The 22372-nt window shown below is 68.0% G+C and carries 24 protein-coding genes and 1 pseudogene; 12 read left to right on the plus strand and 13 right to left on the minus strand.

Annotated features, from left to right (window positions below; translation table 11 throughout):
* The 3 genes and pseudogenes from MJ797_RS04965 to MJ797_RS04975 all read right to left on the minus strand — a co-directional run.
* Window positions 1-410: pseudogene (locus tag MJ797_RS04965) on the minus strand (hypothetical protein); the annotation flags it as partial.
* A gap of 414 nt (window positions 411-824) precedes the next feature.
* Window positions 825-1013 carry a hypothetical protein gene (locus MJ797_RS04970; protein WP_239332277.1) on the minus strand — a complete coding sequence of 63 codons (189 nt, stop codon included), beginning with the start codon at window positions 1011-1013 and terminating at the stop codon, window positions 825-827.
* Between the two features lie 163 nt (window positions 1014-1176).
* Window positions 1177-1431, minus strand: a complete 255-nt coding sequence (locus MJ797_RS04975) for a hypothetical protein (RefSeq protein WP_239332279.1) — start codon at window positions 1429-1431, stop codon at window positions 1177-1179.
* A 466-nt stretch (window positions 1432-1897) separates the two neighbouring features.
* On the opposite strand from MJ797_RS04975, the gene MJ797_RS04980 reads away from it, so the two are divergent.
* From MJ797_RS04980 to MJ797_RS04990, 3 genes are all read left to right on the plus strand, one after another.
* On the plus strand, window positions 1898-2959 hold the full coding sequence (locus tag MJ797_RS04980; RefSeq protein WP_239332281.1) for an integrase core domain-containing protein: 1062 nt from the start codon (window positions 1898-1900) through the stop codon (window positions 2957-2959).
* A 73-nt stretch (window positions 2960-3032) separates the two neighbouring features.
* On the plus strand, window positions 3033-3314 hold the full coding sequence (locus tag MJ797_RS04985) for a hypothetical protein (RefSeq protein ID WP_239313460.1): 282 nt from the start codon (window positions 3033-3035) through the stop codon (window positions 3312-3314).
* Window positions 3315-3317: 3 nt separating this feature from the next.
* Window positions 3318-4085, plus strand: a complete 768-nt coding sequence (locus MJ797_RS04990) for a hypothetical protein (RefSeq protein WP_239332283.1) — start codon at window positions 3318-3320, stop codon at window positions 4083-4085.
* Between the two features lie 512 nt (window positions 4086-4597).
* On the opposite strand, the gene MJ797_RS26950 is transcribed toward MJ797_RS04990, so the two are convergent.
* Window positions 4598-4723, minus strand: a complete 126-nt coding sequence (locus MJ797_RS26950; RefSeq protein WP_255738354.1) for a hypothetical protein — start codon at window positions 4721-4723, stop codon at window positions 4598-4600.
* Window positions 4724-4825: 102 nt separating this feature from the next.
* Here MJ797_RS26950 and MJ797_RS04995 point away from each other — a divergent pair, with 102 nt between their 5' ends.
* From MJ797_RS04995 to MJ797_RS05005, 3 genes are all read left to right on the plus strand, one after another.
* Window positions 4826-5044: a hypothetical protein gene (locus MJ797_RS04995; RefSeq protein WP_239332285.1), complete on the plus strand. Its 219-nt coding sequence runs from the start codon at window positions 4826-4828 to the stop codon at window positions 5042-5044.
* A 58-nt stretch (window positions 5045-5102) separates the two neighbouring features.
* Entirely contained in the window at window positions 5103-6848 is a 1746-nt protein-coding gene (locus tag MJ797_RS05000; RefSeq protein WP_239332287.1) for an NAD-binding protein, read from the plus strand.
* A gap of 252 nt (window positions 6849-7100) precedes the next feature.
* Window positions 7101-7571: a hypothetical protein gene (locus MJ797_RS05005; RefSeq protein ID WP_239332289.1), complete on the plus strand. Its 471-nt coding sequence runs from the start codon at window positions 7101-7103 to the stop codon at window positions 7569-7571.
* A gap of 71 nt (window positions 7572-7642) precedes the next feature.
* Here MJ797_RS05005 and MJ797_RS05010 read toward each other — a convergent pair whose 3' ends face one another.
* From MJ797_RS05010 to MJ797_RS05035, 6 genes are all read right to left on the minus strand, one after another.
* A complete protein-coding gene (locus MJ797_RS05010) occupies window positions 7643-8536 on the minus strand; it encodes an N-acetylmuramoyl-L-alanine amidase (protein WP_239332291.1) in 894 nt (297 codons plus the stop codon).
* A gap of 153 nt (window positions 8537-8689) precedes the next feature.
* Window positions 8690-9616: a CoA ester lyase gene (locus tag MJ797_RS05015; RefSeq protein ID WP_239332293.1), complete on the minus strand. Its 927-nt coding sequence runs from the start codon at window positions 9614-9616 to the stop codon at window positions 8690-8692.
* Complete coding sequence (locus tag MJ797_RS05020) at window positions 9613-10689, minus strand: CoA ester lyase (RefSeq protein WP_239332295.1); 1077 nt, start codon at window positions 10687-10689, stop codon at window positions 9613-9615. Before MJ797_RS05020 ends, MJ797_RS05015 begins: the two co-directional genes overlap by 4 nt.
* A 300-nt stretch (window positions 10690-10989) precedes the next feature.
* Window positions 10990-11394, minus strand: coding sequence for a type II toxin-antitoxin system VapC family toxin (locus MJ797_RS05025; protein WP_239332297.1), 405 nt, complete (start codon window positions 11392-11394; stop codon window positions 10990-10992).
* Window positions 11391-11612 (minus strand): hypothetical protein, encoded by a 222-nt coding sequence (locus MJ797_RS05030; RefSeq protein ID WP_239332299.1) that lies wholly within the window; start codon window positions 11610-11612, stop codon window positions 11391-11393. Before MJ797_RS05030 ends, MJ797_RS05025 begins: the two co-directional genes overlap by 4 nt.
* Window positions 11613-11617: 5 nt before the next feature.
* On the minus strand, window positions 11618-11980 hold the full coding sequence (locus MJ797_RS05035; protein ID WP_239332301.1) for a hypothetical protein: 363 nt from the start codon (window positions 11978-11980) through the stop codon (window positions 11618-11620).
* 298 nt (window positions 11981-12278) lie between these two features.
* On the opposite strand from MJ797_RS05035, the gene MJ797_RS05040 reads away from it, so the two are divergent.
* Complete coding sequence (locus MJ797_RS05040) at window positions 12279-12521, plus strand: WhiB family transcriptional regulator (RefSeq protein WP_239310072.1); 243 nt, start codon at window positions 12279-12281, stop codon at window positions 12519-12521.
* A 329-nt stretch (window positions 12522-12850) separates the two neighbouring features.
* On the opposite strand, the gene MJ797_RS05045 is transcribed toward MJ797_RS05040, so the two are convergent.
* The 3 genes from MJ797_RS05045 to MJ797_RS05055 all read right to left on the minus strand — a co-directional run bounded on the left by MJ797_RS05045 (window position 12851) and on the right by MJ797_RS05055 (window position 15272).
* The gene (locus tag MJ797_RS05045; RefSeq protein WP_239332303.1) at window positions 12851-13654 is read right to left on the minus strand and encodes an enoyl-CoA hydratase-related protein; all 804 of its coding nucleotides are present in this window, start codon (window positions 13652-13654) and stop codon (window positions 12851-12853) included.
* A gap of 71 nt (window positions 13655-13725) precedes the next feature.
* Window positions 13726-13905 carry a hypothetical protein gene (locus MJ797_RS05050; RefSeq protein ID WP_239332305.1) on the minus strand — a complete coding sequence of 60 codons (180 nt, stop codon included), beginning with the start codon at window positions 13903-13905 and terminating at the stop codon, window positions 13726-13728.
* 110 nt (window positions 13906-14015) lie between these two features.
* Window positions 14016-15272, minus strand: coding sequence for an acyl-CoA dehydrogenase family protein (locus MJ797_RS05055; protein WP_239332307.1), 1257 nt, complete (start codon window positions 15270-15272; stop codon window positions 14016-14018).
* 392 nt (window positions 15273-15664) lie between these two features.
* On the opposite strand from MJ797_RS05055, the gene MJ797_RS05060 reads away from it, so the two are divergent.
* From MJ797_RS05060 to MJ797_RS05080, 5 genes are all read left to right on the plus strand, one after another.
* On the plus strand, window positions 15665-16579 hold the full coding sequence (locus tag MJ797_RS05060) for an acyl-CoA thioesterase II (RefSeq protein WP_239332309.1): 915 nt from the start codon (window positions 15665-15667) through the stop codon (window positions 16577-16579).
* 90 nt (window positions 16580-16669) lie between these two features.
* Complete coding sequence (locus tag MJ797_RS05065; RefSeq protein ID WP_239332311.1) at window positions 16670-17878, plus strand: amidohydrolase family protein; 1209 nt, start codon at window positions 16670-16672, stop codon at window positions 17876-17878.
* 120 nt (window positions 17879-17998) lie between these two features.
* Window positions 17999-19717 (plus strand): amidohydrolase family protein, encoded by a 1719-nt coding sequence (locus MJ797_RS05070; protein WP_239332313.1) that lies wholly within the window; start codon window positions 17999-18001, stop codon window positions 19715-19717.
* A gap of 72 nt (window positions 19718-19789) precedes the next feature.
* Window positions 19790-20908 carry an NDMA-dependent alcohol dehydrogenase gene (locus MJ797_RS05075; protein WP_374581449.1) on the plus strand — a complete coding sequence of 373 codons (1119 nt, stop codon included), beginning with the start codon at window positions 19790-19792 and terminating at the stop codon, window positions 20906-20908.
* Window positions 20908-22356: an aldehyde dehydrogenase family protein gene (locus MJ797_RS05080; protein WP_239332317.1), complete on the plus strand. Its 1449-nt coding sequence runs from the start codon at window positions 20908-20910 to the stop codon at window positions 22354-22356. Before MJ797_RS05075 ends, MJ797_RS05080 begins: the two co-directional genes overlap by 1 nt.
* Window positions 22357-22372 lie beyond the last annotated feature (16 nt).

The raw sequence follows: 22372 nt of genomic DNA on the forward strand, positions 1-22372 counted from the left end.
AATCCGATGAGCAGTAGTGGTCCGACGGCGTCGAACGCCGCCTTGCCGTACTGGCCGGCGATCAGGGGTTCCGCAATGTTCAAGGCCAGTGTTACCATACTCGCGAAGATGAGTAGTCTCCGCGTCGAGCGCAGCACCTCTACCGGCCCGCCGTTCACAGCGAGTTTCCGACTGCTGAGCAATAGGCCGACGACCGATAGGTCAACTGCGGGCGCTACCAGTGGAGCCACCCACATCGGAACACCGAGACGGAGTCCGAGCGCGAGGACGTTTCCGAACCCGAAGAGGAACGTCAACGCGACCACCACGCCGACGATCACGGTCACGAGGCGGGCCGAAGTGTCCGGAACCGCCAGGCGTACGGAACGCCTGTTCGATTCGGTAGATGATGTAGCTGTCGGCCCGGTCACTGGACATCGTCCCTGGTCAGGGCCCGGGTAGCGACCGGCCGGACAGTGATTTCAGGGCCAGCAACCAAGATCAATCTGTTCGGACGCTGGTACACATGGTCCACCACGCTCCGTAGCTAGCGTTTGACCTGGGCAGATAGATTCGACCTAACAACCGGCGCGATCGTCGGCGCTCCCAGGTGCAGGTCAGCAGACGCGGAGGCCCGGTTCGTACAATGCCGGGGCACTCCGGCGGACCGGCTCCAACCGTGACTTTCCGTGCTTAACGTCCTCGTCGTGCAGGAGTCTTGTCCGCAGGTCGCCGACGGGGGGACGAGGTCTCACGCTTTCGGGCGGCAGTCGGCCGGGCTCGTGAGAGATCCTCGCCCGTAGACCCGGCGGGGCCGGCGCCGGGGCAGCCGCGGTGACCGAGTGTCAGATCCGTCCTGGAAGGAGGAGGGTGGACAGGCCGCCCGGGACGCCGAGCCGGCGTAGCGCGCCGTCGAGCCAGGTCGGTTCCCCGGCGTGCAGACGCGTGGCGAGGCCGAACTGCGCGGGGGCCAGCAGCCTGCGGTGCACGATCACCGAGTCGCGCACGAGACCGCCGGGCAAGTTCCGCCGCATCCCACCCCGGGCAGTCGCCGTGCCTGCTCGTCCGCCACCGACGGAACGATGCTCCTGATCAAGTTCATCGGGCAGCGCTGTAGTCAGTCAATTCTCATAGCGCCGCATGACGCGACTGTCAGTGCTGCCGCTGGCCGGGGACATGGACTTGATACGCCTGTCGCTATTCGCGATCTTGTTTGTCGGATGGGCTGGTGGGGCAGCCGAGTTGTTCCCAGTGCGCAATCAGCGTCACCAGCGCGAAGACGGCGCTTTGGTGCTCGTCCGCGGTCATTGGCACGGTCTCGACACCATCGACGATCGGACGGAGAGCGGGCTGACGTGGGATCTTCGCGGGCCGGTCAGCCTGGGTGCCGCGGACCGAGCTAGTCTCCTTCGCGGCGCGGCCGTGGTCGACACCCTGACGCTCTTCCGTCACTTGATATCCCCCCACCCATGAACGACCTCGGCTCGCTCTCCGATCGCGGCGGGGAGCCGTCTCGTGGCCAGGGTGGCACTCCGACTGTGGGTGGTTGGGTGACCACGGTGTGATCTGTCGAGTTCGTGCCGATCACACCGCGGCTGATGCCGAGCGTCGATGACCAGCCAAAGCCAGGCTGTGCCAGCCTCGTCCGGGCCGTCGCGTGACCGGCGAGTCGTTCTTCGACCGCCCCGGCAGCCGGGAAACAGTCCGTCGCCGGTTTCGCGAACTCGGCGCGACGACTGGTCGAACTGGATCTGCGACGACCGCGCAAACGATCGCGACGACCTGAACGGACCGTGTGGATGCCCGAAAATCCGGCCGTAGGCTGTGACCTGGCGTTTCGGAGTCTCCGGCGCGACCGCCATATGATCGCTTGACCGTGGATGCGGGCGTGCTGGGCGGCTTCTCGGACGATTGGGTGATGGCGGTACGACTTGTCTACCTGGTGTTCGTCCGGCTAACAGGCTGGCTCGGGCTGTTGGCTCGGAGTTCGGCGTCGAAGGACGCGGAGATCCTGCTGTTGCGTCACGAGCTGGCGGTGCTACGTCGTCAGGTGGCCCGGCCGCGGTTGACCTGGGCTGACCGGGCGATCTTCGCCAGGCTGGCGCGGCTACTTCCGTGCGCGTCGTGGCCGGTGCTGCCGGTACGGCCCGACACCCTCTTGCGTTGGCACCGTCGGTTGATCCGCCGTCACTGGGCCCGGCCACGTGGGCGACCCGGCCGGCCGCCGACCGTAGCCGCGATCCGCACCCTGGTGCTGCGGTTCGCGCGTGACAACCCTCGCTGGGGTTACCGGCGTGTCCAAGGGGAACTGGTCGGTCTCGGCTACCGGGTCGGTGCCTCCACCGTCTGGAAGATCCTGAACGCTGCGGGGATCGATCCGGCGCCGCGGCGGACAGGACCGACCTGGCGGCAGCTCCTCCACGCGCAGGCCCGTGGCATCTTGGCCTGCGACTTCTTCACCGTGGACACCATCTTCCTGACCCGGCTGTATGTCCTGTTCTTCGTCGAGCTCGACCGCCGCCGGGTCCATCTCGCGGGCGTGACTCGCCATCCGACCGGCGCCTGGGTTACCCAGCAAGCGCGGAATCTCCTTATGACGCTGAACGAGGAGGGGGCCTCATCTTTCCGTTGGCTGATCCGCGACCGGGACAGCAAGTTCACCGCAGCAGTCGACGCCGTATTCACGGCCGACGACCTCACGATCGTCCGCACCCCGGTACAAGCTCCAGTCGCGAACGCCTACGCCGAACGATGGATCGGCACCGTACGCCGCGAATGCCTCGACCACCTGCTCATCCTCGGCCAGCGGCATCTCACCGCTGTCGTGACCGACTACGTCGATCACGACAATATCCACCGTCCGCACCGAGCCCTCCAACAACGGCCGCCGCTGGCGGCTGGAGCACCGCACAAGCCCACCGTGACCGTGATCCGACGTGACCGGCTCGGAGGCTTGATCCACGAATACCAGGCAGCCTGACCGGACACGATTTTGGGCACCCACAGTGTCAGGCTGAGGTACTTGGGTACCATGGCTGCAGGAGGTGAGCGCCATGACAACCGTCGGACCCCGTCGCCAGGCCCCCCTGAAGGTCGACCCGGCCACGGACGAGCTGATCTCCCAGGCCGCGCACTTCCTCGGCATGTCGAAGAAGGACTTCGTCGCCGAGGCGGTCAAGACCTACCTCGACCAGCGCCGGGAAGAGATCCGCCGAGGCATGGTCGCCTCCATGAAGGTCCTCGACGGCTCCCTGTCCGCGAGCGTGGCCGCGCTGACCGGGCTGTCGGCGGATCGGATCGAACAGCTCGGCGGCGTAGGCGACTGGGAAGCGTGACCTATGGCGGTCCGCCCGACCCTGCGCTGCCTGCGTGAGGACCTGCACCTGCCGCTCCCGCCGGCCAGCACTTCCCTTGACCAGGTCGACCACCCGCTGCTGGCCAAAGCCGGCGAGCAGTTCGCCGACCCGGACACCCCGCACGAGCGGATCCGCAGCATCGACGACGTGGTCCTGTTCAAAGTCAAGATAGGCCGATGGCGTGGTGCGACCTACGTCGACCAGGCTGCGGACGAGGCTCGCGACTGGCTCGTCGCCGCCGGCCGACGCGAGGACGGTGCCGTCGACGACTTCTACGCAGCCCTGCACACCCAGGCCCGCGCCGCCCGGCAGCGCTACAACGCCGAGCAGGACAAGCCGCTGACCACCGACGCCTACAGCCGGCATCTGCTCCCGGGGCAGGACGACCAGGACCGCTACCTCCTGGAAGCTGGGACCAGGCTCGCGAAACGTCTCGACACCGCCGTCCGCGACCTCGTTCGTGGTTCGCTGCGCGACGGCCACGAGCACGCGGTCGACCTCCCTGGCTTCCGCCTCGGCCTACTCGTCCGTGCCGACCACGGCCACGAGACCTACGTCGCGGTCCGGATCACCGGCTCGGTCCCGACCGGGCTGACGGCCGTGATCCTCTCCCGCGTCCCGGGATGCGCAGCCGACGGCTGGTTCCCCGAGTACGCCCTCCCCGAACGCCACCTCCTGCCCGCCGAACAGGCCTGGTCCAACCTCATGGACCCTAAAGCCGCCGCCCAGCTCTTCGACGGCCAGGACTGACAAGAACGACGCCTTCGCCATCCCGCGGCAGCCGGCCGGATCAGGCCCCTACTCGATGTTCAAGCACGTCGCGAGGCTGGTCGGCGCGTTGCCAGTGCGCAGGGAAGACGTCCTCTGTCGCGCCTTGCCAAGGGCGCCTGTCAATCGGTCACGCACGGCGCTTTCGCTGGTACCGACCCAGCGCCCGACCGCTTCCAGGGTCGGCGGCTCGACCGAAGACTGGGGCGGCCAGTGGAAAGGCGCGCAAATGTGAGGCGAAGTGCCTCCTCCTGCGGCACCGCGAGCGGGATCGACTCGGGAGCATGGGCGGTCTCGGCTGCGCCGATCTCCAGTGTCTCCGGTCCAGCCGCCGGGGCCGGTTCCGGCCTCGCGCCCGTTCAGCTACCTCGGCTGGGAACGCTATCCCGACCACGATCCCCGCGATCGCGATCATCAGACGGACCGGAGCGTCCAGACCCGCCCGATGCGCAGAACGTACGTTCGATTCGGTGGAGGTGTCGTCGGCCGAGTGCTCATTGGGCATCATCCCTGGTCAGCAGCCGCGCGGCGACCGGACGGATGGTGATTTCGGGACCCTGAACCAGGATCGTTTGGTTCTTGTTGTGATGCGTTAGGTCCACCGAAACCGCCTGCGGCACAGGCACTTCTTATCACGTGGCCGGGCGTCCAAGGCACTGAACCCCACGCTTACCCCACGGTTTCGATCCTTGTCGTCATCGGTCGATGTTTCTCGATGGCGCGTGTCAGCGGACCCTGACGGAGTCACCGGCACCCGCTATGTGACCTCCGGCGCCCTGTTGGAGATCGGGCTTCCACCGCCCGACGCGGACAGCAGGTGGCGCTCTGCCAGTGCCCGGATTGTCCCGTCCCGGATGCGTGCTATCGGTGTGGCCGAGAACGCGGCCAGGGGCCGCCTGGGCGCGGTGAGCCGGACAGACGACTTTCGCAACACGCCCTGACGACGGATGCGACCCGTATCGCTACGGTGTCGCTATGGGGACGGTGCGGACAGAACGGATGAAAGCCAGTCGCGTCCTATGGCTGGCGTTCTGCGTGCTGTTCACGGCGGCCGCGATCCTGGGTGCGTGGGGCCTGGCGCAGCTGAGCCGAGCCGCCGACCAGTGTCCACCGCCGAGTGAACAGCCGTGCGGATACACCACCACAGATATCATCTACTTCGACGCGCAGCTGTTCCTTCTGGGTGCCGAGCCCCTGCAGAGCGGTGGGCCTTTCCCGCTGCCGTTGGAGGTCGCCCGTTTCCTGGCGCCACTCGCGACCGCGTACGGCGTGGCCGTGTCGGTATGGAACCTGTTCACCGACCGGCGCCGCCGGTGGACGGCCCGTCGAGCGCACGAGCACGCGGTCGTCATCGGCGATGATCCGTTCGCGATGACGCTCATCCGCCACCTTCGGGCCGAAGGCGTCCAGGTGGTCGTCATCAGCGCCGACGCTGATCCCGACGGCGCCGAAGGGCTCGCCGCGACCGCGTCACTCGTCGTCATGGGCGACCCCTGGGACCAGGCGGTGCTGCGTGCCGCCGGTGTGCCCCGAGCCGACACCGTGTACGCCTGCCTGCCCGACAGCGCCGCCAACGCCGCCGCGGTGGCAGCCGTTGCCGTGCTCGCCGAGCAGCAAACCGAGCGTGACGAACCCCTCGCCTGCTACGCACGACTGGCCGACGGCGAGCTGGCGCTCGCGCTGAAGGCACGCCGGCTTGGGCTGTTATCAGCATCGAAGTTCCGGCTGGATTTCTTCACGCCGGAAGAGATCGCCGCGCGCACGCTCGCCGCTCACATCCTGGAGCCCCATCTCGGTTCCGACGATCCGGTGCCGTCGGTCGCGGTCGTCGGCCTGGGCCCGTTCGGGCGCGCGCTCATCGTGGAGCTGGCCAGGCTGTGGCGGGTCCGTGTCGGCGCTCCGCCGCTGCCGCTCGTCCTCATCGACACGGATGCCTCCACCCAGCTCACTGAACTGCGGCATCGCTACCGGTCCGTCGACACGCACTGTGCGCCCCGGACGAAGAACGAGCCGGCGCAGCGCGTGGATCTCACGACGATTCCGTGGGAAATCCGCATACCAGACATTCGCCACCTGGTTCTCTGCGACCAGGATGAGGATGTTGCGCTGCGGGGTGGTCTGAACGCGATTCGTGGTACCGCGAGCGCCGGCCAGACCGTGACGGTCTGTATGCAACAACGGACAGCCCTCGGTGACCTGTTCAATCGCCAGCCCGATCCCGGGCCGGGTGATGTACGGATATTCGCAATCATGAACGAAGCGGCGAAACCGGCCGAGCTGCACAACGACACGCTGACGGTCCTGGCACGTGCCATCCACGGCCAGTACCTGATCGACGAACAGGCAACCGGCACCGCCCTCGGCGACAGGGAGTCGATGCAGCCCTGGGAGGCCTTGCCCGCGGACCTGCAGACGGCAAACCGCAGACAGGCCGAGGGAATCGGCGCCAAACTGAACGAGATCAACGCGGTCGTCGTTCCGATGACTCATCCGACGACCGGGTTCACCTTCAGCGCAGCCGAGATGGACATGCTCGCCCAACTCGAGCATGAGCGCTGGTGCGATGAGCGACGCGGCCGGGGATGGACATTCGCTCCAGTTCGCGACGACCTCCGCAAACACCATAACCTGCTATGTGACTGGAGCGATCTGTCGCCCGATCAGCGTGCCAAGGCCACCGCGGCTGTCCGCCATCTGCCGGAGCTGCTGGCCGACCACGGCCTGCAGATTTTTCGCCTGCGTTGACGACCATGGCACCCGCGGCCACGGGCCGCGCGAAAAAGCCATGATCAAACGAGTTCCAGCCGGCCGCCGACCCCACCCGGACAAACCTTGACCGAAGATTGACCCGCGCGTCCGGCGGAGGGACCGTGGATGAATGGCAAACGTGGGTGAACCAGTGCGCATCGTGGAAGACGAACCGATCACCTGGCCGGAGGAAGAACCGCTCGCGGTTCCCGAACCGGCGGCCGAGCCCGAACCCGTGCCGGCAGGCACATGAGCGTCATCGGGTGGCGCCAGTGGGCGGTGGACGCCCACGGGCAGCTCCGGCCGGCCTGGACTCCATGGTCGCCGTTTCCGCCTGAGCTGCTGCTGTGGCGCCCTGACGGCCTCACCCAAGCCCTGTGCCTACTGGCGCAACGTGACAACCTCAGCACTCGGAGGTTCCGGATCCCCGTGGCTCCACATCCGCGGGTACCCAGCGAGACCTGTTCCTGCGGACTGTACGCGTGGTTGTCACCACGGGAGCTTGCCGACGCCGCCGCCCCGACCTGGACCTCACGGCCCATCGTCGTAGGCGCGGCACGGCTCGGTGGACGGCTTGTCGTCACCGAACGCGGCTACCGCGCGCAGCTGGGATACCCGGCGGCCGTTTTCGACCCCGACGGCGTCGTGTCGCCCGCCTACGCGGTGGCGCGCTACCTCAACTGGGAGGCGCTCGTCGCCGAATGGCAGTCGGCCGGATGACGCCTGAGCGAGCCGCCGACGCGTACGGCTCCTCACGTCCGCTGGTAGGTACGCACAGCGCGGATTTCGACCTAACCAGTGAAGGTGGCACCACGCACAGCGACAAACGCCCGGTCGGTCACTGGCCCCCAGATCCCGTCGACACCGACTCCGAGCGCGGCCTGGACCGCCCGCACAACCGCGATGTAGGCGGTCTGTGAACGAGGCCCCCAGATCCCGTCCACGGTCGTAGCGACCGCGGCCTGTTCCGCACGGGTATGGCGGTTTGCCCGGACGGCCTGGAGGGCGGTGTCGGTCACCGGCCCCCAGATCCCGTCCACCGCCACATGCACGGCCCGCTGCAGAGCCTGCACCTTTGCCCGCGATCGTCCGCTCGCGTCGGCACCACCGCCGCCGACGCCCGTGCTGACAGTGCCCGTGCCGGCGGTACCGCCCGTGCTAGCGGTGCCTGTGCCGGCGAGGAGCCGCGGTTCCCGCACAATCTCCGCCGCCCTGGCGATAATCTGCGCCGCCGCGGCCGCGCGCAGTGTGCCTGGGCAACCGAGATGATTGCCCCACGCCGCTCCCCCGTCCGAATGCATGATCAATCCAGAGTCGCCCGGGGTGTGTGTGACGGCCAGCGCCCAGCCGAAGGTCCGCACTCCGTCCGCGTATGCCTGTGCGATGTTCTCGATCTGCTGGTCGGTCAGGGCCTCGGTGTCGAAGCCCTCGGTCTCGATCGAGTCGTAGTCGGCGTTACCGGCAGCCTGCGCCCAGGCCCGGACATCCGAGGGCACGTACTGCTCCCGCTGGCCCGTCCTGCCTACCCACAGCGTCGACGACACCCTGGATACGGGGTTGTCGAACCAGCCCGACAGACCTCCATAGCCCTGCTGGACATGCAGGACGAGACCAATCGGACTGATCGCGTCGCCGTCGGTGTTACGAACTGGCCGGAAGGTGAATCCGGGAACGAGGTGCGCCACCAGGGCATCTTCCATGTTCCGCCGGACGGGTTTCCAGCTGGCTATCAGCAATGGATGCCAGCCCGACCAACAACATCGTCAACGTACGGCATCACTGCTTTGAGAGCGACCGGCAACAGGAGACGCGGCGTCGCGGGCTCGCGACGCTGGTCACTATTGCCCGGCCGTGCCAGCCGCCGCCTCCCGGTCGAGTGCCGCGATGGCCTCGCTGACCGCGAGGATGCGCCGGGCGTTGTTCACATGCAGATTTTCGATCATTCGACCGTTCACGGTGGCGACACCGTGGCCCGAGGCCAACGCCTCCTCCCAGGCCGCGAGGATGTCCTTGGACTCCTCGACCTGAGCCTGCGCAGGCGCGAACGCCCGGTTGCAGGGCTCGACCTGCCCCGGGTGGATCAAGGTCTTGCCGTCGAAACCCAGCTGCCGCCCCTGTAGGCACTCCGCTTCGAACCCGTCGAGGTCACGGATGTCGTTGAAGACCCCGTCCAGGATGGTGACCCCGACGGCGCGAGCCGCAAGCAGACACAGCCCAAGCCCGGGCAGCAGCGGTGCCCGGCCGGGAACGTGCTCGGCGTGCAGCTCGTTGGCAAGATCGTTAGTGCCCATCACCAGGACAGCAAGTCGTTGCGAGGCTCGGGCGATCTCCTCGGCATGCAGCATCGCGACCGGGGTCTCAACCATCGCCCAGATCCTGGTGCGGTCGGGCGCGCCCGCGGCCTCGAGGCTCTTCTCGACGGCGTGCACGTCCTGGGCGGAGGAGATCTTCGGGACGACCACACCGTCCGGGCCGGCGGCCGCCACGGCCCGCAGGTCATCGGTATGCCAGCGGGTGTCCAGCCCGTTCACCCGGATAGTCACCTCGCGCCCGCCGTAGGCCTGGTCAGCGACCTTCGCGCAGGCCCGCTCCCGGGCGGCCTCCTTGGCGTCCGGCGCGACGGCGTCCTCAAGGTCGAGAATCAGCGCGTCCGCGGGGATGCCGCGGGCCTTCTCCAACGCCCGCTCGTTCGCGGCGGGCATGTACAGGACGGAGCGACGCGGCCGATACGCGAGCGCCGCGGCGCCGGCCGGGGTGCCGCTCATCGGACGGCCTGCCCGGCCAGATCGGTGAAGCCGTAGGCCTCGGCCAGGTGCGGGTCGCGCGCGGCCAGGGTCCGCGCGAGGTTCAGGACGACCTTGCACTGTTTGACCGAGGCGTCATCCTGCATCTTGCCGTCCACCATGACTGCTCCGGTTCCGTCACCCATTGTATCGATCACATGTCGAGCCCAGGCGACCTCGGCGGGCTCCGGGCTGAAGACCCGCTTCGCGATGTCGATCTGCACCGGATGCAGGCTCCAGGCGCCGACACAGCCGAGCAGGAACGCGTTGCGGAACTGGTCCTCGCAGGCCACGACGTCCTTGATGTCACCGAATGGCCCGTAGTACGGCAGAATCCCGTTGGCGGCACAGGCGTCCACCATCCGGGCGAGGGTGTAGTGCCACAGGTCCTGCTGATAGGTGGCGCGCGGCGCGTCCGGGTCGGTCGCGGACGGATCCTGACGGACGAGATACCCCGGATGCCCGCCGCCCACCCTGGTGGTCTTCATCCGCCGGTCCGCGGCGAGGTCGGCGGGCCCGAGCGACAGGCCCTGCATACGTGGGCTCGCCCCGGCGATCTCCTCGACGTTCGCGACACCGCGGGCGGTCTCCAGGATGGCGTGGACAAGCAGCGGCCGGGTGAGCTCCGCCTTCGCCTCAAGCTGGGCAAGCAGGCGATCGACGTAGTGGATGTCCTCCGGCCCCTCGACCTTGGGCACCATGATGACGTCCAGTTTGTGGCCGATCGCCGGGACGAGGGTCAGCAGGTCGTCGAGGCCCCAGGGCGAGTCCAGGCTGTTCACCCGCGTCCACAGCTGAGTGTCGCCGAAGTCCGTGGCCGCGGCGAGCTTCGCCAGTCCCTCCCTGGCCGCGATCTTCGCGTCGGCCCGGACACCGTCCTCAAGATTGCCGAGCACCACGTCCAGGCGGGGCAGGATATCCGGGACCTTCGAGGCCATCTTCGCGTTGCTCGGGTCGAAGAAGTGGATCACGCGGGAAAGCCGCGGTGGGAGCTCCCGCAGCGGCGTCGGCGCGCCCACCGCAAGCGGAGCGAAGAAGTCCTTCGGGTTGCGCATGGGAGAACTCCTGTCGGCGCGTCCGTCCTGTACGGGTTGTGAACCGCGCCCCGGACGGAAGATCCTCGTGCTGGTCGCGCGCCAGCCGCGGGGCAAGTATCCAGCCCGGGACGCCCACGGGCATCTGATCGGCGGGAAAAGGAGATGAGCGCCAACCGCGGGCGGCCCACCGCCGGCCTGTGCCCTGCCCCTCGCCCGGTCGCTCAGCTCGGCACCTTCACCGGGATGTTCCGGCCGTCCGCCCGGCGGACCTGCCAGAACAGCTACGACGCTGTCCTGGGCGCGCCCGTCGACGCGCCGTCAATACGCGATCAGATCGATGATACAGCCGATTCCGGAAGCCGCCGCCAGTTTGGCGTCACAGGTGATGATCGCGCTGTCGAGCCTTTCGGCGAGCGCGACGTAAGCGGCATCGTAGGGGGTGACGTTCTCGCGGAGCTGCCACATCCGTTCGAGCAGCGGAGCGATCGGCATGCGGCGGATGGGAAAACCCGCCAAGTGGCGTAACGCCCGGGGGACCACCGCCTGCAGGCTCGGATTACCGCGAGCCAGGCCACGCAGTGCGGACGTCACCTCCACGTCCAGGTGCGCTGGCGCGAAAAGCGCATGACCGGCGGAAAAACGCGCGACGATACGCGGACGCCGGGGATCTGAAACCGCATAGAAGGCGACCAGAGCCGACGCGTCGATCACTACCAGGCTCACGAGCCGTCCCGGGCCTCGCGCACCGCGGCCACGGCGTCCTCAAGGGTGACGCCTGTTCCCTGGGGGGGTTCGTACGACGCGACGTAGTCGGCCAGCCTGACCACGCTGGCCACCTCGGTGAGCCGTTCCAGCACGAAGGCGTTCAGCGACTGGTGGCTTGCCGCCGCTGCGTCGGCGAGAGCCGTGTAGATCTCGTCGGGTACGTCACGCAGGTTCATCCGCCTCATGGTGCCATTATGGCACCACTCGTGCCGAGCCGTCGTCGCCATCGCGCGATCGCCACGGCTACGTGGCTCCATCCCCCGGCCGAGACCGCTGAGGGCGCTGAGACCCGCAGCGGGACGTAGACATCCCGCATGGACAGTTCCTTGCCACGGGCGAACGCCGGCCGGAAGGTGGCCTGGTCCGCGAGGACCTTCAACCGGTACGTGCGCAGGGGTCGGCGGTGCAGCAGGCGGCTGCCCGAGAAACGCCGCTGGAGACGCCGGCCGAGCGCCTCCACCATCTTCGTGATCCACTCCCTGGCGACAGCGAGCAGGATTCCGCCCAGGAAGGCCGCGACCACAGCTAACCACTCACCCGGCATTCAGCGCCCCCCGCACCTTGAGCCCCACGACCATGAACCATGAACCGCGCGCAAAGATCATTAATCGTGAGAGTAACTGTATCATTCCCGTCAGCCAATAGATGTCAGCCATCGCGTGGAACGTACGGCTCGGAGGAAGGGCAGCCCAGCTGGGGCCGGCCGAGGCCAGCACCAGAGCACCCCTGCTCTGTTGTTGACAATTGAGAGCATGTTGTGCTTAATAAGCGGGCCTCCGCGCCTAGCATCATCCGGGCCAACCATCATCCGGGCTGACGCCCTGGCAAAAGGGGGTACGAAAATGGACTGGCGCCGCCGAGCCTTCTGTCGGGGCACGGATCCCGAGATCTTCTTTCCGACCGGAACGACCGGACTGGCCGCAAGCCAGATCGATACCGCGAAAGCCGTATGCCGGCGATGCGCGGTCACCAGCGAGTGCCTGGCGTGGGCTCTTGAAGCCCGTCAGGACAGCGGCGTCTGGGGCGGGCTCAGCGCGGATGAACGGCGCGAGCTCCGGCGCGACACGGTCCACATGCCGGTATAACCGCGGCCCATCCGGCGCACCCGCGATATCGGCCCGCCCGCTCGAAAATTCACGATCTTTCGAGGCCGGTATGGCGGGAAACCATTAAATGATCTTAGGGCGACAGGCGACAAGGGACGCGGCATCGCGGGGCTGGGCACACGCGCCTCGCGTTGTTGTCGTCGGTCGTCACCCAACATCTCCGGTGGCTCCCCGCGTCGTCCCGCGATACACACACCCCAGTCCCGCTCTTTGATCCACGCCCCTCTTACGGGCGCTCTATGCAGACCCCGAGAAATCACATAGATCCGCACCGGCTTCGGTCCACAACAATCCCGGCCGGTCGAGGGTCAGCGGGGCGGGAGCGGGCGGAAATTCGGCGGTCGGCGCTCCACGAAGGCGGCAACCCCCTCGCGGAAGTCGATGCGCCGATCGGTATCCCGGACCAACGCCTCGGCGTCAAGCTGGGCGTCCGCAAGCGTCCGTCCCCAGTCCGCCGCCAGCTGCGCCTTGACCGCGGCCATCGCCACCGGGGCGCAGTTGGCGACCAGATCGGCGGCATACGCCCGCGCGGCCGCCACGAGCTCCTCCGGCGGGAACACCCGGTCGACCAAACCGAGTGCCAACGCTTCCTCAGCGACCACAACCCGGCTGGAGACAAGCAGGTCCGCCGCCCGCGCAGGTCCGATCATCCGGGTCAGCAGCCAGCTGGCGCCGAACTCGGCCGGCAGCCCCCGGCGGGTGAAGGAGGCGGCGATCCTGATGCCAGCCGCCGCGAACCGAAGGTCGCACGACAGAGCCTGGATCAGACCGATGCCGGCGCAGGCGCCGTTGACGACCGCGATGGTCGGCTTGCGCAACGAACGGGCATGGGTCATGGGACGGGTCCGCCACGCGGGCCTGTCCGCGGCCGGTCCCTGCGACACGTTGTCAAGATGGCCCATATCCATACCGGGGCAGAAGCTGTTGCCGGCCCCGGTGACGAGCACGACCCGGACAGCGGGGTCGTCGTCGCAGGCGTCGAGCAGGTCGAAAAAGGCCCGCTCCATCTCGAGCGTCCAGGCGTTCTTCCGCTCGGGCCGGTGCAGGGTCAGCGTGGCGATGCCACTGTCGACGTCACAGAGCACGAGCTCGGGCGCCGAGATGATTGTCACGAATGTCAGCCTATCCACGTTTCAGTCGGCAACAACAGTTTTCAGCCGGCGACGACAGGATCCGCCCGCCGCTACGCGGCGGCCGTCCGTTCCAGCCGGCAGTGCTCGTTGTGGGCCAAGGTCGCGTTCCAGTAGCCGGCGGCGTCCCGCCACAGTTCAATGACACCCGCGCAACACAGGCAGGAGTAATCCATCGCCGCCTCCACAAGCAGTTCCGGTGGCACCGTGTCGCTATCGACCTGTACCTTCACCACACGCCTCCGTGCTAACTCGACAACTTGAGGTGACTCGACGGGCCTCGGCTGCCCGGCAATCGCGCACTGCATTTCCGTATTTCCGCATTTCCGTATTTCCGTGCCTGTCAATGACTGCCGGTGGTCCCACCTTTTCCGGCCCGGCCAGCGGCTGCTGGCTCCTTGGGCAGCCCGAGGACGGTTTCACCGAGAATGTTGCGCTGGACCTGGGAGGAGCCCGCGTAGATGGTGCCCGCCACCGCGTTGTACAGGGTGCCGAGCCAGGACGCGGTGGAATTCGGGGAGCCCGGGTCGTCGGTGCGGTAAGCCCGCGGCGGTCGACGCCCCTGGGCAACCATGGCCGCCGCGCCGAACACGTCGAGACTCAGGTCAGTGACCTTCTTGTGGTATTCGCTCCAGTACAGCTTGCTGATCGACGACTCGGGGCCGGGGGGCCTGCCTCGCAGGTACCCCGTGAGGACGCGGTAGCCGAGGAAACGCATGACCTCCACTCGGGCATAGCAGTCCGCGAGCCGCTGCCGCACGAGCGGATCGGTGTCGAGCCCTCGTTCACGGACCAGGTCGCGCAGCCGGTCGAGCTCGTTGCGGAACAGCACCGGGTTCGTCGCGGCTTCCTCACCACGCTCGTAGCCCAGCAGGGTCATCGCGACCTGCCAACCGGCGTTGACCTTCCCCACCACGTTGTCCGCGGCTGTGCGCGCCCCGGTGAAGAAGACCTCGTTGAACTCGCTGTCGCCGTTCATCGCCGGGATCGGTCGCACCTCGATCCCCGGCTGCCGCAGGGGGACCAGCAGGAAGGAGATACCGCGATGCGGTGGCGCGTCCGGATCGGTGCGGGCCAGCACAAAGATCCAGTCTGCTTCGTGCGCCATCGACGTCCAGATTTTCTGGCCGTCGAGAACCCATTCGTCGCCGTCGAGGAAGGCTCGGGTACGCAGGGACGCAAGGTCCGAGCCCGCGCCCGGCTCCGAATAGCCCTGGCACCACTTCTCCTCGCCCGACAGGATCTTCGGGAGAAACCTGTGCTTCTGTTCTTCGGTGCCGGCCCGCAGCAACGTGTTGCCGACCATCTTGACGCTGAACGTGTCGTTACGGATACCCCACGGCGCGCCAGCCTGAGCGAGCTCCTCCATGAGGACCACCTGTTCGATCTTGGTCAGCCCGCCGCCGCCGTATTCCGCGGGCCAGGAGACGCCGAGCAGCCCCGCCCGGAACAGCCGATCCCGCCAGTCACGAGTGAAAGCCTCGGCCTCGTCGGCGGCAAGACTGCCGATCCCCCGCCAGCCCTCGGGGAGGTTCGTCGCCAGAAACGCGCGGACACGGTCCCGGAACTCCTCCGCCTCGGGCGGATACCCGAACTCCATCGCACCCCACTCCGTCGACGGGTCTGGGACCCGCCACCAGCCCCCGCAACATCGTCTATATGTTCTAACTAGATCGTGTGTACGCGCAAGCTCTCCGGGCTGGGCGGCCAAGAGGCTCCAGCAGCAAGGCGTGGATCAAGGAGCGGGGCTGAGCGCGTGCCCCAGCCCCACGACGCCGCGCCCCCCGTTGCCGGTCACTCACAACAGGCCCGAGGGCGACGGGAGCCGATGTCCGCGCGAGCAAAAGATCATCTTTATGTCATCAATCATTTTTCTCATAAAACTATTTTTGATCAACTCGTCGGAGACCAGGACATCCCGTCACGATCAGCTCGACATCATCATCATAACGTAGTATAAGTTCAAAAATATATAGGATGAGAGGTGTGATCGTGACGCACCCGGCTGCTGACAGTGGCGGAGTCACCCTGACGTCCGCGCTGCGACCCCTGCTCGAGCTGGCGAGCGTCCAGGCGGACGTCTTCCGAGGACGTAGCCGCGAGAACGAGTCCACCAGGACCTTCGGAGGGCTGTTCGCCGCACAGGCGCTGGCGGCCGCGGGCCGCACGGTCACCGACGACCGGCGGGCACACAGCCTGCACGTTGTCTTCCTGCGTCCGGGCACGGTCGGCTCGACCACCGAGTACAGCGTCGACAGGCTCCGCGACGGCCGCGGATTCAGCTCCCGCCGGGTGGTCGCCACCCAGGACAGCGGAGAGATCCTGCAGGCCTCGGTGTCATTCCATGTGGGCGAGGACGGCTACGAGCACACGCCGGGGCCACCGGCGGTTCCCGGCCCTGATGAGCTCCCGCCGGCAAAGTCGTGGTTCACCGCGGCCGGTGACGAACTCGACGGCTGGTACAACATCTACCTCGGCAGCCATCCGGTGGACTTCCGCTTCGTGGGCGAGCCTCCGCCGCTGGCGGCCCGCCGCGGCCAGCCATCCACCGGGCTGCGGGTCTGGATCCGTGCCAGCGATCCGCTCGGTGACGACCCGGTGGTGCACGCGAGCGCCATGACCTACGCCTCCGACCTGTTCCTGCTCGCGTCGGCGCTGCTCCCGCATGGCCAGGTGTTCGGCACCGGATCCGTCGTCGGCGCCAGCCTCGACCACAGCGTGTGGTTCCACCGCCCCTTCCGGGCCGATGAATGGCTGCTTTTTGACAAGGGCAGCCTCTGGGCGGGCTCCGGGCGGGGACTGACGAAGGGCTCCGTGTTCGACCGCTCCGGGCAGCTCGTGGCGTCCGTCGTCCAGGAGGGGCTCCTGCGCCTCACGCCCGCGACAGCACCACACCAGCACCGGTAGACGCGCCGGCCAGGTGCGGCGGCGCGGACCCGCCGTTGTCCGGATTGGCACACGTGCGTTAATTTACGGGATGCCGGTGGGAGGAGCCCGATGAGCACACCAAAGATCATTTCTGTTGACGACCACGTCCTTGAACCGGGTGACCTGTGGCAGCGCTATCTGCCCGAACGATTCCGGGATGACGGCCCCCGTCTGGTGCGGCTCAAGGGACGCTTCGGGAGCCACGCCCGCAGCAGGTGGCGGGAGGACGAGGACGGCCAGTGGGCGGACGTCTGGGTGTTCGGGGACGTCAAAATGGAGATCCTCCCGGGCTTCGCGGCAGCGGGAAAGGACCAGGACTACCTCGGCGAGCACTGGGAGGCCATGACCTACGAGGACATGCGGCCGGGCTGTTACGACCGGACGGCGCGGCTGGCCGACATGGATGCCAACCACACCGAGGCCGGCCTGAGCTTCCCGACGTTTCCGCGGTTCTGCGGGCAGACATTCCACGAGTGTGCCGACCGTGACCTGGGCCTGGCGTGCGTACAGGCCTACAACGACTGGATGATCGACGAGTGGTGCGCCGACGAGGCATACGGCCGGCTGATCCCGTTGACACTGATCCCGTTGTGGGACCCGGAGCTCGCGGCCGCGGAGATCCGTCGCTGCGCGGCCAAGGGGTCACACGCGGTCTGCTTCTCGGAGAACCCGGCCAAGCTGAAGCTGCCGAGCATCCACACCGGCCACTGGGATCCGCTGTTCGCCGCGTGTGAGGATACCGATACCGTCCTCAACCTGCACATCGGCTCGTCCTCCACGTTCCCGATGACCTCGGTCGACGCGCCGCGGGCCGTGTCGCTCGCCCTGACCTACCAAGGTGCCGCCCACGCGTTCGCGGACTGGCTCACCAGCGGCGTGCTGGAGCGTTTCCAGGAGCTGCGCGTAGCGCTCAGTGAAGGCCAGATCGGCTGGATGCCGTTCATCCTGGAACGGCTCGACAGCATCTGGGAACAGCGCCCGGTCTACGGCAACCTGAACGGCCGGCTGTCGCGCCCACCGAGCAGCTACGTCCGCGACCGGATCTACGGGTGCGTGTTCGACGACGCCATCGGTCTCACCCTGCGCCACCGTATCGGCATGAAACAGATCATGTTCGAGACCGACTACCCGCATGGCGACTCGACGTGGCCGAACTCGAAGGTGGTTTTTGAAAAGATCGTCGCGGCGGCGGATCTCAACGCGGACGAGGCGTACCTGCTGGCCCGCGGCAACGCCATCCGCTGCTACCGCCTCGGCCGGTACGGGATCACCGAGTAGGGGCAATCTCTCCATGGCCGTCTCCGGCGGCGCGCGACAGATCCCCGCGCCGCCCCTGGCGAGCCCACCCACAACCGCTGCCTAACCGCCTAACCGCACCACGCTTCACCAGGAGGAACCGTGCACGACATCGTCATCCGCGGGGGTCAGGTCGTCGACGGCACCGGAGCCCCCCGCCAGCGGGCGGACATCGCGATCGACGGTGGACGCGTCGTCGCGATCGGTGCCGTGCCGGACGCCGGACGCCGGACGATCGACGCCGACGGGCTCATCGTGAGCCCCGGGTTCGTCGATATCCACACCCATCTCGACGTGCAGGGCTTCTGGGACCCCACGCTCTCGCCGTCACCCCTGCACGGGGTCACCACCGTACTGGGCGGTAACTGTGGGTTCACAGTCGCCCCGCTCGACGACACGGCCGGTGACTATCTCATGCGGATGCTGTCCCGGGTGGAGGGCATGCCGCTGGAGTCGCTACAGGCCGGCGTGCCGTGGGACTGGCGCAGCACCGCGGAGTTCCTCGACCGGCTCGACGGGACGCTCGCCGTCAACGCCGGTTTCATGGTCGGGCATTCGGCCATCCGCCGGGTGGCCATGGGGCCGGCGGCCACCGAACGGCCGGCGACCGACGACGAGCTCGAGACGATGAAGCGGCTGTTGCGGGCAGGCATCGCCGCCGGCGGTCTCGGCTTCTCCTCCACCTGGTCGCAGAGCCACAGCGACGCCGACGGGCGACCGGTCCCGTCCCGCGCCGCCCCCGCGGAGGAGCTGTTCGCCCTGGCCGCGGTGGCCGGTGAGTTCGAGGGCACCTCGCTGGAGTTCCTCCCTGTCCTTCCCCAGCGGGGCGGTTTCAGCCAGGAGATCACCGACGTCATGGTCGGGATGTCGGTGGCCGCCCGCCGGCCACTGAACTGGAACATCCTCACCGTCACCGCGAAGACCCTGCCCGACGCCCTCGCCAGGCTCGAAGTCGGCGACATCGCGCGGGCGCGCGGCGGGAAGGTCATCGCCCTGACGATGCCGGACACCCCACCGGCCCGGTTCTCCTTCCGCGCCGGCTTCGTCCTCGACATGGTGCCGGGGCTGCACGACTTCCTCTTCCTGCCGCTGGACGAGCGGCTGGCGATCCTGCGTGATCCCGACCGCCGGCGTGAGCTGCGCCGTGCCGCCGAGGAGCCCTCCGCCTTCAGCCACCTCGTCGACTGGGGCTCCCGGCACATCATCGAGACGTTCAGCCCGCAGACCAAGCCGTATGCCGGACGGATCGTCGGCGACATCGCCGCCGAGGAGGGCCGCGACCCGTTCGACGTCCTGATGGACATCGTCGTCGCCGACGACCTGAAGACGACGTTCAGCAACCCCTCCCGGGACGCACAGCCGGAGGACTGGCAGGCCCGGGCCCAGATCTGGCGCGACCCCCGGGCCGTCGTCGGCGCGTCCGACGCCGGGGCGCACCTGGACATGGTGGAGTTCTTCGGCTATTCGACGATGCTGCTGCAACACGGGGTCCGCGAACAGCAGGTCGTGACCCTCGAGGAGGCCGTCCGCCTCATCACCGACGTCCCGGCGCGCCTGTACGGCCTGCGCGGCCGCGGGCGCCTCCGGGCCGGCGGCGCCGCCGATATCGTCATCTTCGATGAGACGCGCATCGCCCGCCAGCCCACCGAGACGCGTTTCGACCTGCCCGCCGGCGCGGGCCGCCTCTACGGCGAGGCCGACGGTGTCCGGCACGTCCTGGTCAACGGCATCGAGATCGCCCACGACGGCGCGTTCACCGGGGACTTCCCCGGGACGATCCTGCGCTCCGGCCGGGACACCGAGACCCCGTCCCTCGACTGATGGCCCGACAGCGGCGATGCCCCGGAAAACAGCGACGCACCGGAAAACAAAGTGCCCGGTAACGAGAAGGATATGACGATGAAGACTCGTGCCGCGGTTCTGCACGGCAGAGGCCAGCCCTGGTCCGTGGAGGAGCTCTCGCTCGACGCTCCCAGAGCCGGCGAAGTTCTCGTGGAGACCATGTTCGCCGGGTTATGCCATTCCGACGATCACCTCAGCAAGGGCGCGGGCTTCCACTTCCCGCTGGTGGGCGGCCACGAAGGCGGTGGCGTGGTGCGGGCGGTCGGTGCCGGGGTCACCCGGCTGCGGCCGGGTGACAAGGTCGTCACCTCGTTTCTTCCCGTGTGCGGCCACTGCCGTTGGTGCACATCCGGTCACTCCTACCTGTGCGACGCTGGTTCCACTACCCTCACTGGGGCCTTTGCCGACGGTAGTTACCGGTTTGCGTTGGGTACAACCGGCATCGGCGCCTTCTGCACGCTGGGGACCTTCTCCGAGCACTTCGTCGCGCACGAGTACTCGCTCGTGAAAGTGCCGGACGACACCCCGCTGGACGTGGCGTCCCTCGTCGGCTGCGGCGTGCCCACGGGCTGGGGTTCGGCGGTCAACGCCGCGAACGTCCGCCCGGGTGACGTCGTGGTCGTCTACGGCGCCGGCGGCATCGGAGCCGCCGCGGTCCAGGGTGCGCTGCTGGCCGGCGCCGCGACGGTCGTGACGGTGGATCCGGTGCCCTTCAAGAACGAGTTCGCCAAACAGCTCGGTGCGCATGCCGGCTTCACCGAGCATTCCGAGGCCTTCAACCACGTTCATGATCTCACCCGAGGCGTCCTGGCCGACAGCGTGATCCAATGCGTGGGCGTGGCCACCCCGGAGGTCATCCACCAGTGCTACGAGATGACCCGCAAGGGCGGCACCCTTGTCCTCACCGGCATAGCTGACCGCTACGAGGAAATCACGGTCAAACTGCCCGGAGGGATGCTCACGTCGTTCGCGAAGAAGGTCGTCGGCTGCCTGTTCGGCTTCTGCAACCCGCACCAGGACATCCCGATGCTCCTGGAGCTCTATCGCAACGGCCAGCTGAAACTCGATGAGATGGTCACCCGCCGCTATTCGCTGGACGAGGTCAATGAGGGATACCAGGACATGACCGACGGGCGGAACATCCGCGGTGTGATCGAGCTGGGCCGCTGATGCGGCCCAGCAGCCAGGACGCGTTCTTCATCGGTGGAGAATTCCGCCCGGCCACCGGTGACCGGCGTTTCACGGTCGTCAGCCCCGCCACCGAAGATGTCGTCGGCAGCGCGCCGTGCGGCGAGCCCGCCGATGTCGACGCGGCTGTCGCCGCGGCCCGGGACGCCTTCGACACCGGCCCGTGGCCGCGGATGGCGATCGGGGAACGAGCTGAGCACCTGACCAGGTTCGCGGACGAACTCGCCGCACGCCGCAAGGAGATAGGCGAGCTCGTCCTCGACGAAATCGGCCTGCCACGGCGGGCGGCCCAGGCCGAGCCCGTCGGCATGATCGCCCTGCTGCGCTACCATGCCGGTCTGGCCGAGCAGATGACCATGAGTGAACGCCGGACGGGCCTGTTCGGCGCCTCGGCGGACGTCACCCGGGAGCCCGTCGGTGTCGTGGCGGCAATCCCCGCCTGGAACAGCCCGCTCGTGCTGGCCGCCAACAAGTTCGCCCCGGCCATGCTCGCAGGCTGCACGGTCGTCTGCAAACCCGCGCCGGAGACCTGCCTCGACACCTATCCGGTGGCCGAGGCCGCCCGCGCCGCCGGGATCCCCGCCGGTGTGCTGAACCTGGTGGCGAGCGACGGCGTCGGCGGTGACCACCTCGCCCGGCATCCAGGGATCGACAAGATCGCGTTCACCGGCAGCACCACGACCGGTCGCGCGGTCGCCGCTGCCGCCGCAAGCCACCTGGCCCGGGTCAGTCTCGAACTGGGCGGCAAGTCCGCCGGCATCGTGTGCGACGACGCTCCACTCGACGCGGTCGCGGCCGCGGTCGTCGCGGCGGTCACTCTTGTCAACGGGCAGGCCTGTATCGCGCTCAGCCGCGTCCTCGTCAGCGAGCGGCGGCACGACGAACTGATCGACGCGCTGCGGACCGCCTTCGAGGCGCTGGTCGTCGGCGATCCCCGTGACCCCGCCACCGCGGTTGGCCCGTTGGTCAGCCAGCGGCACCGGGACCGGGTTCTGGGCTACATAACGGACGCCGAGAAGGACGGCGGACGGGTGGTCACCGGCGGCGGCCCGCCACCGCACACCACGCGGGGCTGGTACCTCGCGCCCACGCTCGTCACCGGCGTGTCACCGGCGTCGCGGATCGCCCAGGAGGAGATCTTCGGCCCGGTCCTCACCGTGCTGACCTACAGCGACCTCGACGATGCCGTTGCCATCGCCAACGGCACCCCGTTCGGGCTGTCCGGTGCCGTCTTCTCCCAGGACCTCGACCAGGCCCGCCAGCTCGCCGGCCGCATCCGCAGCGGCAGCGTTGCGATCAACAAGGGGGCCGCGATCGACTTCGCGCTGCCCTTCGGTGGGTTCGGCTCGTCCGGCTACGGGCGCGAGTACGGCCCGGAGGGCGTGGCCGAGTACCTCGAACACAAGACGATCTTTCTTGACACACCCTAAGTGGTCGCCGCCGGAA

The organism is Protofrankia sp. CiP3, assembly GCF_917627345.1.
Classification (GTDB): Bacteria; Actinomycetota; Actinomycetes; order Frankiales; family Frankiaceae; genus Protofrankia.